Annotated in this window: 12 protein-coding genes; 4 read left to right on the top strand and 8 right to left on the bottom strand. The window is 40.1% G+C overall.

Annotated features, from left to right (window positions below; translation table 11 throughout):
- Positions 1 to 9: 9 nt before the first annotated feature.
- Together SD427_RS02195 and ctlX are read left to right on the top strand one after the other, a co-directional pair.
- Positions 10 to 681 (top strand): type II CAAX endopeptidase family protein, encoded by a 672-nt coding sequence (locus SD427_RS02195; RefSeq protein ID WP_320559677.1) that lies wholly within the window; start codon positions 10 to 12, stop codon positions 679 to 681.
- Between the two features lie 12 nt (positions 682 to 693).
- Entirely contained in the window at positions 694 to 1,617 is a 924-nt protein-coding gene (gene ctlX, locus SD427_RS02200) for a citrulline utilization hydrolase CtlX (RefSeq protein ID WP_320559678.1), read from the top strand.
- A 156-nt stretch (positions 1,618 to 1,773) separates the two neighbouring features.
- On the opposite strand, the gene SD427_RS02205 is transcribed toward ctlX, so the two are convergent.
- Both SD427_RS02205 and SD427_RS02210 read right to left on the bottom strand, forming a co-directional pair.
- Complete coding sequence (locus SD427_RS02205) at positions 1,774 to 2,445, bottom strand: acetyltransferase (protein WP_320559679.1); 672 nt, start codon at positions 2,443 to 2,445, stop codon at positions 1,774 to 1,776.
- 135 nt (positions 2,446 to 2,580) lie between these two features.
- A complete protein-coding gene (locus tag SD427_RS02210; protein WP_320559680.1) occupies positions 2,581 to 2,823 on the bottom strand; it encodes a hypothetical protein in 243 nt (80 codons plus the stop codon).
- Between the two features lie 306 nt (positions 2,824 to 3,129).
- Between SD427_RS02210 and SD427_RS02215 the strand changes: the two genes are divergently transcribed.
- Positions 3,130 to 4,887, top strand: a complete 1,758-nt coding sequence (locus SD427_RS02215; RefSeq protein WP_320559681.1) for a discoidin domain-containing protein — start codon at positions 3,130 to 3,132, stop codon at positions 4,885 to 4,887.
- A gap of 42 nt (positions 4,888 to 4,929) precedes the next feature.
- Here the strand turns inward: SD427_RS02215 and SD427_RS02220 are convergent, their stop codons facing one another.
- From SD427_RS02220 to recJ, 6 genes are all read right to left on the bottom strand, one after another.
- Positions 4,930 to 5,787, bottom strand: coding sequence for an alpha/beta hydrolase (locus SD427_RS02220; protein ID WP_320559682.1), 858 nt, complete (start codon positions 5,785 to 5,787; stop codon positions 4,930 to 4,932).
- Between the two features lie 181 nt (positions 5,788 to 5,968).
- A complete protein-coding gene (locus SD427_RS02225; protein ID WP_320559683.1) occupies positions 5,969 to 8,233 on the bottom strand; it encodes a TonB-dependent receptor domain-containing protein in 2,265 nt (754 codons plus the stop codon).
- Between the two features lie 547 nt (positions 8,234 to 8,780).
- Entirely contained in the window at positions 8,781 to 9,119 is a 339-nt protein-coding gene (locus SD427_RS02230; protein ID WP_320559684.1) for a DUF3817 domain-containing protein, read from the bottom strand.
- Positions 9,120 to 9,194: 75 nt separating this feature from the next.
- Positions 9,195 to 9,779, bottom strand: coding sequence for a nicotinate (nicotinamide) nucleotide adenylyltransferase (gene nadD / locus SD427_RS02235; protein WP_320559685.1), 585 nt, complete (start codon positions 9,777 to 9,779; stop codon positions 9,195 to 9,197).
- A gap of 17 nt (positions 9,780 to 9,796) precedes the next feature.
- Positions 9,797 to 10,168, bottom strand: coding sequence for a four helix bundle protein (locus tag SD427_RS02240; protein WP_320559686.1), 372 nt, complete (start codon positions 10,166 to 10,168; stop codon positions 9,797 to 9,799).
- 35 nt (positions 10,169 to 10,203) lie between these two features.
- Complete coding sequence (gene recJ, locus SD427_RS02245; RefSeq protein WP_320559687.1) at positions 10,204 to 11,916, bottom strand: single-stranded-DNA-specific exonuclease RecJ; 1,713 nt, start codon at positions 11,914 to 11,916, stop codon at positions 10,204 to 10,206.
- 111 nt (positions 11,917 to 12,027) lie between these two features.
- Between recJ and SD427_RS02250 the strand changes: the two genes are divergently transcribed.
- Positions 12,028 to 12,843, top strand: a complete 816-nt coding sequence (locus SD427_RS02250; RefSeq protein ID WP_320559688.1) for a M48 family metalloprotease — start codon at positions 12,028 to 12,030, stop codon at positions 12,841 to 12,843.
- Positions 12,844 to 12,852 lie beyond the last annotated feature (9 nt).

Below are 12,852 nucleotides of genomic sequence, written 5' to 3' on the forward strand. Positions count from 1 at the left end.
ATAAGAAGGATGACAGATTTAAAAGCTTTACTTGATAACAAATGGGCCGCTTTTCTGGTTTTGGCAATAGCATTTTTATTGATTTATAATCCGCTGACGCATTTTCCGTATACCTTTTGTGTAATTATTGGATTTATCCTTCTGGCTACTTATTTACAGGACGGAAATCTTAAGAATATCAATTTTAAAAAAATAAGGCTGCCGCAAATCATCACCATACTGGTTTGTTACCTTGTTCTGGAACTTTCCATGGACTTTGTTTTTCAGCCTCTGGTCAGTAAAATTTTTAATGAGCCGGCAGATTACTCTTCATTTAAAGTCATTGAAGGAAATCCTCAGAAATACTTCAAATGGCTCTTTAATATGTGGATCAGCGCTGCGGTCGGGGAAGAGCTCCTGTTCCGGGGTTTCGCTTTTTCACAGCTTAAAAGATGGTTCGGGAAAAATCAGGTTGTACTGGTTCTGCTAAGTGCCGTGATGTTTTCGCTGCCGCATTTGTATCAGGGGATTTCAGGGCTGGTGATGACTTTTCTTTTCGGGCTGGCTTTCGGGTTTATCTATTTAAAGTTTAAAAATATCTGGATCAACATTATTATCCATGGCCTTATTGACACCGTTTTTCTGACCCTGAGCTATTACGGGCTGACAGATTTTTATTCAGGATTCAATATTATTTTATAAAAAATTAAACACATGCAGACTACAGATACAGTTTTAATGATAGAGCCGATTGCATTCGGCTTCAATGCCGAAACGGCAAAAAACAATTATTTTCAGATCGAACAGAAAGGTTTTGATACCCAGTTCAAAGCCCTGACAGAATTTAAGGCCTTCGTTGAAAAACTGAGAAGCAAAGGGATAAATGTAATTAGCATTAAAGATACATTAGACCCGCACACTCCGGATTCTATTTTCCCGAATAACTGGGTAAGCTTCCATAAAGACGGGAAAGTGGTTTTATACCCGATGTTTGCGTCCAACAGGAGAGTGGAAAGACGGGATGATATCATTGAGAGTATCAGAGAACAGGGATTTGAGGTATCGGAAATCGACGACTGGTCTTTTCCTGAAACACAGGGGCACTTCCTTGAAGGAACAGGAAGCATGATTTTCGACCACGATCATAAGCTGGCTTACGGTTCGGTTTCTTTACGGCTGGATGAAAATCTGTTCAGGGATTTTTGTGAAAAGTATGGTTTCACGCCTGTTGTTTTCCACTCATTCCAGACCGTAGGAGAAGAAAGGCTGCCCATTTACCACACCAATGTCATGATGTGCGTAGCCGATAGATTTGTGGTTATCTGCCTGGATTGCATCGATAATGAACTGGAAAGAAGCAAAGTTGCCGAAACTATTAAGAATTCAGGAAAGGAAATTATTGAAATCTCCGAAGAGCAGATGCAGCAGTTTGCAGGAAATATGCTGCAGGTTCAGAATACGGACGGAGAAAAATTTCTGGTCATGAGCGAAACGGCTTACAAGTCTTTACATGAAGGCCAGGTTTCTGCCATTGAAAAATACTGCGAAATTATTTATTCAGATTTAAATACCATAGAAGTAAACGGCGGCGGAAGCGCACGTTGCATGCTTGCTGAGGTTTTCCTGCCGAAAAAATAAAACAGCAGAGCAGACAAAGCAACGGAGTATTATGCTCCATATAAAATCCGGAACCTGCCGATCAGTCGGCAGGTTCCGGATTTTTTTATAGTACTGGCAGAAAAATTACATCATTGTAAGATCAACAGCAATCCATGAGATTTAATAGAAGCTGCCTTATGCCTTCTTTCCGTTATTAAACAGGACAATGTTTTTGGATAATACTGTTTTTTGCACAGTTCTTTCCTGGTAGATCAGTGCGCCGTCTTTGGTATTCTTGCCGATAAAACAGCCGGCTCCCACAATATTATGGCACCCGATCCGTACACTTTCCTTGGCTCCTGAGTTAATGCCCAGAAATGAATTGTTTCCAACCGTCACGTTTCCCGCTAAAGAGGTACCGGACAATAACGAGTTGCTCCCGATATGGCAATGATGCCCGATGCGTGCCGCGATCAGCATACAATTATCTCCTATGGTAACATAAGGGTGTATTACGCTTGCCTGATCAATAAAAACATTCTGGCCGATGACCAAATCAGGCCATACATTTGCTTTGGAACAGATGTAATTCGCAAAGCCATATCCGGCTTCAAGTACTTTTTCAAAAATAATTTCTCTGGCGTCATTTCTTCCTATGGCAATGTGCATCAGATAGGATTCAGGCGGAAACTGTTTCCGCACGTCAGTAAAATTCAAGACAGGCAGCCCATAAAGCGTATCCTGGGAAACTTCAAGATAAGCGTCGTCTACACAAAAGGCAATGATTTCATATTGACTGTCATACTGAAAGGAATAGTAAATGAATTCCGCCATCTTACCTACACCATAGATAATAATTTGCTTCATAAATAAAACAGATTTATAAGATTTACATTTATTAAGGTTTCTGTAATGCTAGCATATGTACGATTTTTCATAGTTGTTATAGTTTTAATACATGAATTATAGTTTAATAATTGATATGGTAGTGATTAATCAAGATCATGATACAAGGGCTGTACTGATAATACCTGCTATTGATGCAGTATGGTAAACAGGGGAGTTTTCAGCCTTGGAGCCTGCCGTAAAGAAGATTTTGGTAATTATAGCCGCAGCCCTGTCTGCAGAAGCTGCAGGAAGAAGATTGCTGAAAGAAGATTGTGACGTACCGGTATCAAGGCCCGGGGCCCTGAATGTCCACTTTACATCAGGTAATTTTGTCGGAAGATCTGTATCGATACCCATTTGAGCATATAAATAATACCTAAAAAGATGAGAGCCAAAGCTCTTCTTAAAGATTTTAAAGTTCTAAAGTTTTAATTTTAATCCCGGCTAATATACAAATATTTAATACTTTGATTTACAATTTATTAAAATCTGTGTAAAAAAATTATATCTATTGTCAGAAATTGGAGTTATCCCTTTAAGGCAGAGCCATTTCATGACACAAACTGGTAACTTATAAAACCGGATATGACAGATTTAAAATCTGTGATCCTATACATTTTAAAAAAACTTACCTATTTTTGTTTACAAGTTAAAAACATAAAAATGCAGAAATACCTTCTATCCCTGACGATCTTTTTGGGAATATTAAGCTTAAATGCACAACAGAAAACATTCTGTAACCCCATTAACATTGATTACGGATATACCCCTTTTGAAGCTTTCTCCAAACAGGGAAAGCACAGGGCTACGGCAGATCCCGTAATCGTTAATTTTAAAAATAAGCTGTTTATGTTCTCCACCAATCAGGAAGGCTACTGGTACAGTGATGATATGCTCGACTGGAAATTTGTGAAGAGGAAATTCCTGAGGGACAGTAAATACATCCATGACCTCAATGCTCCGGCAGTCTGGGCAATGAAAGATACACTGTATGTTTTCGGGTCTACCTGGGAACAGGATTTCCCGATCTGGAAAAGTACCAACCCTACGAAAGACGACTGGAAAATTGCCGTGGATACCCTGAAAGTAGGTGCATGGGATCCCGCATTTCATTACGATGAAGACAAAAATAAACTCTATCTGTACTGGGGATCCAGCAATGAATGGCCGCTGCTGGGTACTGAAGTGAAAACAAAGACCCTGCAGTCGGAAGGTTTTGTGAAACCGATTTTAAGATTAAAACCTGAAGACCATGGTTGGGAAAGATTTGGGGAATACAATGATAATGTCTTCCTCCAGCCTTTCGTGGAAGGTGCCTGGATGACGAAGCACAACGGCAAATATTATATGCAGTACGGCGCGCCGGCTACAGAGTTCAGCGGGTATTCAGACGGAGTCTATGTCAGCAATAATGCACTGGAAGGTTTTGAATACCAGCAGCACAACCCGTTTTCCTATAAGCCGGGAGGTTTTGCAAGAGGGGCCGGTCACGGAGCCACCTTTGAAGACAATTACAAAAACTGGTGGCATGTTTCAACCATTTTTATCTCTACTAAAAATAATTTTGAAAGAAGGCTGGGGATCTGGCCTGCCGGATTCGATAAAGATGATGTAATGTACTGCAATACCGCATACGGTGATTACCCTACCTATCTTCCGCAATATGCACAGGGGAAAGATTTTTCCAAAGGCCTTTTTGCAGGCTGGATGCTGCTGAACTACAATAAGCCGGTTCAGGTTTCCTCAACACTGGGCGGGTACCACTCCAATTATGCGGTGGATGAAGATATTAAGACGTACTGGAGTGCAAAAACCGGAAATTCCGGCGAATGGTTCCAGACGGATCTGGGCGAAGTATCTTCAATCCATGCAATTCAGATCAATTATGCGGATCAGGATGTGGAATTTATGGGGAAGACATTAGGGAAGATGCACCAGTATAAAATTTATGGCTCGGATGACGGGAAAAAATGGAAAGTGATGGTTGATAAAAGCAAAAACATCAAAGATGTCCCTCATGATTATGTTGAATTGGAAAAACCTGCCAAAGCCAGATTCATTAAAATGGAAAACCTGAAAATGCCGACCGGAAAATTTGCGTTAAGCGGGTTCCGGGTGTTCGGGAAAGGAGCCGGAACTGTCCCGGCAAAAGTTCAGAATTTTGTTCCGTTGAGAGCAGATCCTAAAAAATACGGTGAAAGAAGAAGCATCTGGATGAAATGGCAGCAGAATTCCGAAGCTGACGGATATGTAATCTACTGGGGAAAATCTCCGGATAAATTATACGGAAGCATTATGGTGTACGGAAAAAATGAATATTTCTTTACCGGTGCCGACAGGACGGACGCTTATTATTTCCAGATTGAAGCTTTCAATGCCAATGGCGTTTCAGAACGAACAGAAGTTTTTAAATCAGAATAAATATACGCTTGTCTTCATACAACTTAAAAACGCTCTGGATTTTCAGGGCGTTTTTGTTTTTGAAATATGCCTTAAAAACAATTCTATTTTTGAAATTAAAAATGAAGCGTTGGGTTCATTCTGCCATTCAACATGATTCCCGTTAAAGGTATACGATTCATGGGATACCTGATGGCGCTGCAAAGAAGAATCCAGAACTTTCATTTGGGATGCAGGAACAACGGTATCTTTGGTTCCGTAAAATGAAAGCGTAGGTGCTGAGGTTTTATCAATCCAATAGGCCGGACTTCCGAAATTCATCAATGAAATATTGTTTTTAATGATTTCAGGGTCAACCAGATGTTTTTCCACAAAAGCATAATCTTCATAACTTTTAAATCCGGGATTGCTCAGATCTGCAGGGCCAACGATATTTATTACTGCTTTTACTTTTTTCTCACGGTCATACCTGTATGCATACAGCATGGAAAGATGTGCGCCGGCGCTGTTGCCGAGAAGTATGTAGTTGGGCTCAAACGGTAATGTTTTCTCCAGGTAATCGATAACATGCTGTATGTCATCTGTCTGGTCCGGCAGAGCATAACGCGAGGTTGAAGCCAGCCTGTAATCCGTATTGACAAAAATGTGGCCGGGGAATTTTTCCATTAAACGATGGGTAAAAACAGTCAGCTGGGATCTTCTTCCCCCGCGCCAGCCGCCTCCGTGAATGATGATGAAAACTTCTTTCCCTGCTGTCTTCTTGGGTAGGTACAAATCCATCCGCTGATCAGACTCTGTCCCGTAAGAAATATCTGTTTTATCCGTAAACAGTAAACTGTTTCCGGGATCAGTGCTTTTCTGCCTGCACCCGGTAAAACATAACAGCATCAGAATACCTGTAATCAATATACCGTTTTTCATCTTTAATTTATTTAAACCGACAATTAAATAGCCGGGCCTGCTTCAATGAATACAAATTTTATGCTTATCAGTTAAAATAGGGTATGCCGCCTGCTGTATTCAAAGGAGAAGCCTGCAGATTTCCCTGCAGGCTTTGCCATAAAAAAATAATGATATGAAGAAATGATTAATTAGTTGATGATTATCTTGTTCTGTTTTTAATTGTGTCGGAAGCACTTTCGATATCCCTTACTTTTTTCACTTTCTGGTTTCCGAAGTTGTAGGTAATACTTACGGTAAAATTCCTTCTATACGTGTCATTTTTAATGTAATTGTAGTTTCCGGTATCCTGTATATCTTCAATTTCAACAACATTGGTTCTTAAAACATCATTTACATTCACTGCGAAGGTCCAGTCATTCCAGTTTTTCTTCAGGCTCAGGTCCAGGCTCATCAGGTCTTTCAATACTCCCAATTCAATTTGCTGTTTGTCTACATAAAAGTAATTGACGCCCAGGAACCATGTTTTCTTTTTATCTAAACGGATGGTGTTGTTGCTCGTAACGATAAAACTCGTCGATTTTCTGTTGTTAACATAAGTATCGAAAATCTGCCCTGTTGTAGGGTCCGTATTCAGAGTTCCGTTATTGATATTGTGCTGAACGCCTGCATTGAAGTTCAGGGTCAGGTATTGTTTGAACAGGGATTTCTGAACACCCAGCATGGCAGACATCTCCTGCTTGTCTCCGAAATTGGTTCTGATGTAGGCAAGCCTTACCCGCTCTACATTGTTCTTATCCGTATATTTCATCTGCAGAGGGACCTGGGTGATCTGATCTTTCTCATAGGAATGGTTCAGGATCAGGAAATAGGAGTTTTTATACATATAGGTCAGCTCCTGATTATACGTGGAAGATGCTTTTACGAAAGGGTTGTTCTGCGTGTAGTTGTCTTCTGTAATGATATTTCTTACCGGATTCAGTTCCCAGAAGCTTGGCCGTCTCATCCTGCTTGAAAATGAATAGGAAAGGTTGTTCTTATCGTTAATAGCATAGTTGAAGCTTAAATAAGGCAGAAAGTTATTGTAGTTCCTTTCTATTTTTTGATTTGATTCCACATTGTTCTTCAGGCTTTCTGCAGTTCCTACGCTGTTGGTGATTTCATATCTCGCCCCAATTTTACCGGAAAACTTATCAGAGAACTTTTTATCAAGCGTAATATAAGCTCCGTAGATGTTTTCATCATAAATAAAGTGGTTGAAGTCGGAATTAGGGTTCAGCATGTTTCCGTTCTCATCATAGAGATAGGTGAAATTTTTGGTATCGTTATCTGTTTTAGTTTTGTTAAAATTCCCTCCGGCAGAAAAAGTGAAATCACTTTTAAATTTCTGGATGTAATCCACAGTTCCTGAAAAGTTATTCACGATCTGCGGGATGCTCTGGGTGATTTTTGTCTTTGTTCTTGAAAATCCGCTTGTGCTGCCCGGAACATCAGACATGAGGGTATTGTTATCAGAATACTGGAATCTTTTATAAATAAGATACGCTGCATTGGCATTGAATTTACTTCCTAAGGAATCCAGTTTTATTTCATAGTTCAGGTTGACGGAATTGTTGTAATTTCTTGCATCCTCCTTATTTTTTGTCCTTGTATATGTTGTCTCGAGAATCCCATTATCAGCAGGCTGGGTTAGTGTATTTAATAAATCAATCGTAGAATTATAGCTTTTATTCGCCCATGAATTCCATGAAAGTGCCAGGTTGCTTTTTTCGGTCAACTGATAATCAATATTTAAGTAACCGCCCAGATTTTTATTAGGATCATCGATATTGCCCACTGATTCATTTTTTATGTCACCGATCCCGTTTTTCAATACATACGACTGCGGGTTGATATTCTCACCGCCGCTGAGGTTGGCATTGATGCCCAGCTTATCTTTCCTGTAATTAACGGAGAAACTGGCCTGGCTTGCGTTGTATTTATTCTGTGAATTAGACATCCTCATATTGCCGCTGGTGCCGTCACTCATCTTTTTCTTCAGGACGATATTAATGATCCCGTCAGAAGATTCTACCTGGTATTCACTTCCGGGAACCGTGATCACTTCAATGCGCTGGATATTTTCTGCAGGGGTATTTTTTAAAAATTGGGTTAATGATTCAGCCTCCATATTGGTTTTCCTGCCGTTGATGTAAATCAGCACATTGTTTTTCCCTGCAATCTTTAATGTTTTGTCATCCGTTGTGGAAAGCAGGGGCGTCTGCTTCAGAAGATCAAAGGTGGTATTTCCTTTAGCTACGGGAGAGGCCGCAACATCATACACAAAACGGTCGCTCTGTTTTTTAAAAACCTGTTTGGTTATGGTAACGGCTTCAATGCTTTTTGTTTTTACCGTATCCTGCTTTTTTTCCTGTGCAAAAGTAAATCCGCTGAAGAATAGGGCGGCAATAAGTATAGATGTTTTCATGTTTTTTGTTTTAAATGTTTTTAATAGCTTGTATTTGTTATTATTTGATATTGCAAAGATATATAATAAATTTAGTATCATGCAATACAAAGTACTCAAATTGTTTTAGATAAATAATTAAAGTGCTGATTTACAGATAGAAAATTTTACATCAAAAAATTAAATTCCGGTGATCTTGTTATTTATTAAAACAATTCAGATCATAATTTTGTTACATCCTAATTGTAATTACGATGAATTTTTACCAGTTGCTGCTGATCATTCAGAGCGGAATCAGAATTTCAGAAGATAACAAATGAAGGAATTTCTTACATGAAGGATGCAGATCAAAATAAATAACCCGGCAGAACGGCCGTATAAAATTAAGTATATTAACTCTGAGAATTAAGGAATAGGTTAGTTTAATCAGGAATTCATTGATTGCTTATTCAGCGGATTTTTATCTCAGTTTTATAAATAGGGAATTACAGAAGACACATAAGTGAACACTAAAACGGAATTGAAAATGCAGGTGCATAAAAAAGAGCGTGAAGCCCTTAATTTTATTCTATTCCCTGTCGAAGCGGGTGAGTTTTTTGTCTACCCAGATGGTGGCAAAAGGAAAAAATGCCGACATGAGTGCGAAAACAAAATCTTCATCGTCCCATGCATAGATCTTTCTTATGGCAGGTACAAATATCAGGTACAGGGTAAAAAAAAGTCCGTGGATACTGCCAATGGTACTGATGTAAATAATCGCGAAAATATTTTCAGGATCCGTACGGATCCAGACCATTGCAGAAAATAGGAAGAGCCAGGAAACGGCTTCAGCCAGGCAAACCAGCCTGAACCATCTGACGGTTTTTTCCTGAGGGTATTTTGAGAAGAGATTTTCGATGAAATTCATTGTAATAAGTATAAGTGATGAATTTTGTGATATGTGAGATGTGAAACTTCTAAAATATAATTCCAAGCCTAAAAGCTATTTATAAAAACTGCTGCCGTCCAGATAATCAAAAACCTCCGGCGGAAGCATCGGGCGTACATTTTTACCGGTCTTGATCATGCTCCGGATTTCCGTAGCGGAAAGCTCAATAACAGGTGCTTTGATCAGAGAAATATTTTCATGCTGAACATACGGTGAATCTTTCTTCTCAGGGTCAAAAACCCGTGGATAGACAATAATGTGATGGTTTTTAATTAAGGTTTCATAATTTTTCCATTTAGTCAGGCTTACCAGATTGTCTTCACCCATGATAAGACTGAATGAACAGTCCGGATATTTTTCATGAAGGTAAGTCAGCGTATCAATTGTATAGCTGGGCTGCGGAAGCGAAAACTCCACATTTGAAGCCCTCATTCTCGGATAGTCCTTAACGGCAAGCTGCACCATATCCAGCCGGTTATGGTCTTTTAACAGCGATTTTTTTTCCTTAAAAGGATTCTGGGGGCTTACCACAAACCAGAGTTCATCCATGTCTGAATTCTCCAGGATGTAATTGGCCAGAATTAAATGTCCGATATGGATAGGGTTAAAGGAACCGAAAAATAAACCGGTCTTTTTCATACTTCAGGGCTTAGGCGTTAGGCATTAGGTATTAGCATGTATTTGCAGTTTGGTAATAACGCGTCGTGCATTTTTGAAATTCCTTCTGATTTTTGAATTAAATAATTGAATTCCGTTACTCTTAAATAATCTGAATTTTTTGAGATCATCAATTGGGTTTCTAATTCTGCACAGCTTCCTCTGGCAATTTTTAAAAATTGAATATAATCAATTCGGGATCTTCCGGAATGCCCCTCTGCCATATGAGACGGAATAGAAATTGAAGAACGGCGGATCTGGCTGGTAAGAGAATAGATTTCCTCTTTTGGAAACGGTTCAGTATAGGAATAAATGACTGTAATAAGATCTACAGATTTCTGCCAAACCGTCAACTCCTTGTAATTTCCCATAATAACTAATCAATCCAATCCCTAAACCCTAAAAGCTAATCCCTAAACTTCACATCTTTAATATTCAGGTAATGGGTTACATTGCCTTTCCAGTGGTTCTCTTCAAGCGTGAATACCAGATCAAAATGTTTATTCCTGAAATCATCTGCAAACTGGCCCAGCTTGAAACCTACACATTCGATATTGCGTCCTGTAGATTCCTGCCTGATATAAAACTTGAGGTGATTGTTGTCTTTCCCCATTGTTTTGATATAGCCCGAAAGCTTTTGGTTGGTCAGCGCCAGAATGGGCTTCATATTGTGAGGCCCGAAAGGAGCGAGCTTCCGGTGGAAATTTATAAAATCCCGGTTGATATCATCGATTTTAATCTCAGAATCTATCGTGATGCAGGGTTCTTTCTGGTGCTCTTTGATTTTTTCAGAAACGATTTTTTCAAATTTTTCCTTAAAAGCACTGAATTGTGCTTTTTCCATTGAAAGCCCGGCCGCTGCATGGTGCCCTCCGAATTTCAGGAAATATTCAGAGCACAGGTCCAGTGCTTCATGCACGTCAAAATCAGATACCGATCTTGCAGAAGCTACCATTTCACCGTTGTTTCCGTCTGTAAAAACCAATGTAGGCTTGTAATAGGTTTCGATCAGCCTGGAAGCCACGATCCCGATAACACCTTTGTTCCATTCCGGATGGTACACAATCGTCGTATATTTTGTTTCCTGCTGGGACTCAATAACCTGATTAAGGGCAGAAAGGGTAGAATTCATATCCAGTTCACGCCTTTCATCATTAAGATCCACAATATCGCCTACGATCTGGTGGGCATGTTTCAGGTTGTCGGAAACCATCAGCTCAACGGCTGCTTTTCCGTGGGAAATCCTTCCGGCAGCGTTAATTTTCGGAGCGATTTCAAAAACAATATTGGAAATTTCAAAATGGGAAAGCTTGTCGTCAGGAATAAGCAGCCTCAATCCGAGGTTCCGGGTTTTCCTCAGGGTTTTCAGTCCCAGTTTTGCCAGGACCCTGTTTTCGCCGGTCATGGATACGATATCTGCAGCAATGGAGATGGCGAGAAGATCCGTCAGTTCAAACAGTTCGGCTTCGGGAAGCTTATAAATAGTATTCAGCCCCTGGCATAGTTTAAAACCGACGCCGCATCCTGAAAGTTCCTTAAAAGGATAACGGCAGTCCCGCCTTTTGGGATCCAGGACCGCAATGGCTTCCGGGATTTCTTCACCGGGCAAATGATGGTCGCAGATAATGAAATCAATGGCCAGGTTTTTGGCATAATTGATCATATCCAGGGCTTTGATTCCGCAATCCAGGGCAATGATTAATGAAAATCCGTTTTCTTTGGCGAAATCAATCCCTTCGGTTGAAATACCGTACCCTTCGGAATTTCTGTCAGGGATATAAAAATCCAGGTATTTCTTCTGGACAATTTTGCTGAGGTACAGGTACATCAGGGCAACAGCCGTAGTACCGTCCACATCATAATCTCCGTACACCAGTATTTTTTCTCCGTTCTCAATAGCTGTGGCAATCCGCTCAACGGCTTTCTGCATATCGGCCATTAGAAACGGGTTGTGGATGTCGGTAAGGTTCGGTTTAAAAAATTCTCTGGCCTTTTGGTAGTTGTCAATCCCCCTCATCACGAGAAGTTTAGATTCAAAGGTTCCAAAACCAAGTGACGAACTTAATCCATCCACAATTTCTTCATCGGGTTCAGGCTTGAAAATCCATTTTTGACTCATTTCACAAAAATAGGGAAAAAAAACAGCATTCTGAAATCCTTATCTTAAGATTTGATTTTAAGATTGATAAAAAACAGTTATCTTCACCATCCAAATTCAAAATAAAAAATTATGAAAAAAATGACTTTATGCCTGATGTTAATCGTGGCAGTGCATTTCGCGGATGCACAGAAAATCAATCTTGGAAAAGCAGCAGGTATTGTTTCCAACGGTGCAAAAGCATTAACTTTTACCAATCAGGATGCCATCACGCTGTCTAAAGAATCCGTGGAATATATGGATAAGAACAATCCGGTTGCCGGGCCGAAAGATACCTATACCTTAAGACTGAACAAGCTTTTCGGCAAACATAAATCCCAGGACGGGCTTAGCCTTAATTACAAGGTGTACAAAGTGAAAGATATCAATGCTTTCGCCTGTGCAGACGGCAGTGTGCGCGTTTTTTCCTCATTAATGGACGTGATGACGGACAGTGAACTGCTGGCTGTAATCGGGCATGAAATCGGACATGTTAAAAATCAGGATACCAAAGATGCCATGAAGACCGCTTACCTGAAAGCTGCGGCACTGGATGCGGCTTCTTCAGCATCGTCAACGGTTGCCACGCTTAATGACAGCCAGGTAGGAAAAATGGCCAATGCTTTCCTTGATGCCTCCCACAGTAAAAAACAGGAATCTGAAGCAGATAATTATTCCTATAATTTTATGAGAGCCAACGGTTATAATGTAGTGGGAGCGTATACAGCATTTAAAAAACTGGCACTGCTATCTGAAGGCGGTTCTGCACAGTCTGGATTTCAGAAGATGTTCAATTCTCACCCGGACAGCAACAAAAGGGCTGAAGCCATTAAAAAACGTGCTGAAAAAGACGGCCTGTGGAAAGACCCGGGAACGGTTACTTTACCAACGTCAAAGCTGACAAAATAATTAATGCAT

Origin of the sequence: Chryseobacterium sp. JJR-5R (assembly GCF_034047335.1) — a bacterium.
Classification (GTDB): domain Bacteria; phylum Bacteroidota; class Bacteroidia; order Flavobacteriales; family Weeksellaceae; genus Chryseobacterium.

Coding starts and splice junctions, on each gene's coding strand:
- SD427_RS02210 (WP_320559680.1), bottom strand. CDS start 2,823: ATGGGTATCGATACAGATCTTCCGACAAAATTACCTGATGTAAAGTGG.
- SD427_RS02220 (WP_320559682.1), bottom strand. CDS start 5,787: ATGAAAAACGGTATATTGATTACAGGTATTCTGATGCTGTTATGTTTT.
- SD427_RS02250 (WP_320559688.1), top strand. CDS start 12,028: ATGAAAAAAATGACTTTATGCCTGATGTTAATCGTGGCAGTGCATTTC.
- SD427_RS02240 (WP_320559686.1), bottom strand. CDS start 10,168: ATGGGAAATTACAAGGAGTTGACGGTTTGGCAGAAATCTGTAGATCTT.
- SD427_RS02215 (WP_320559681.1), top strand. CDS start 3,130: ATGCAGAAATACCTTCTATCCCTGACGATCTTTTTGGGAATATTAAGC.
- nadD (WP_320559685.1), bottom strand. CDS start 9,779: ATGAAAAAGACCGGTTTATTTTTCGGTTCCTTTAACCCTATCCATATC.
- ctlX (WP_320559678.1), top strand. CDS start 694: ATGCAGACTACAGATACAGTTTTAATGATAGAGCCGATTGCATTCGGC.
- SD427_RS02195 (WP_320559677.1), top strand. CDS start 10: ATGACAGATTTAAAAGCTTTACTTGATAACAAATGGGCCGCTTTTCTG.
- SD427_RS02205 (WP_320559679.1), bottom strand. CDS start 2,445: ATGAAGCAAATTATTATCTATGGTGTAGGTAAGATGGCGGAATTCATT.
- SD427_RS02230 (WP_320559684.1), bottom strand. CDS start 9,119: ATGAATTTCATCGAAAATCTCTTCTCAAAATACCCTCAGGAAAAAACC.
- recJ (WP_320559687.1), bottom strand. CDS start 11,916: ATGAGTCAAAAATGGATTTTCAAGCCTGAACCCGATGAAGAAATTGTG.
- SD427_RS02225 (WP_320559683.1), bottom strand. CDS start 8,233: ATGAAAACATCTATACTTATTGCCGCCCTATTCTTCAGCGGATTTACT.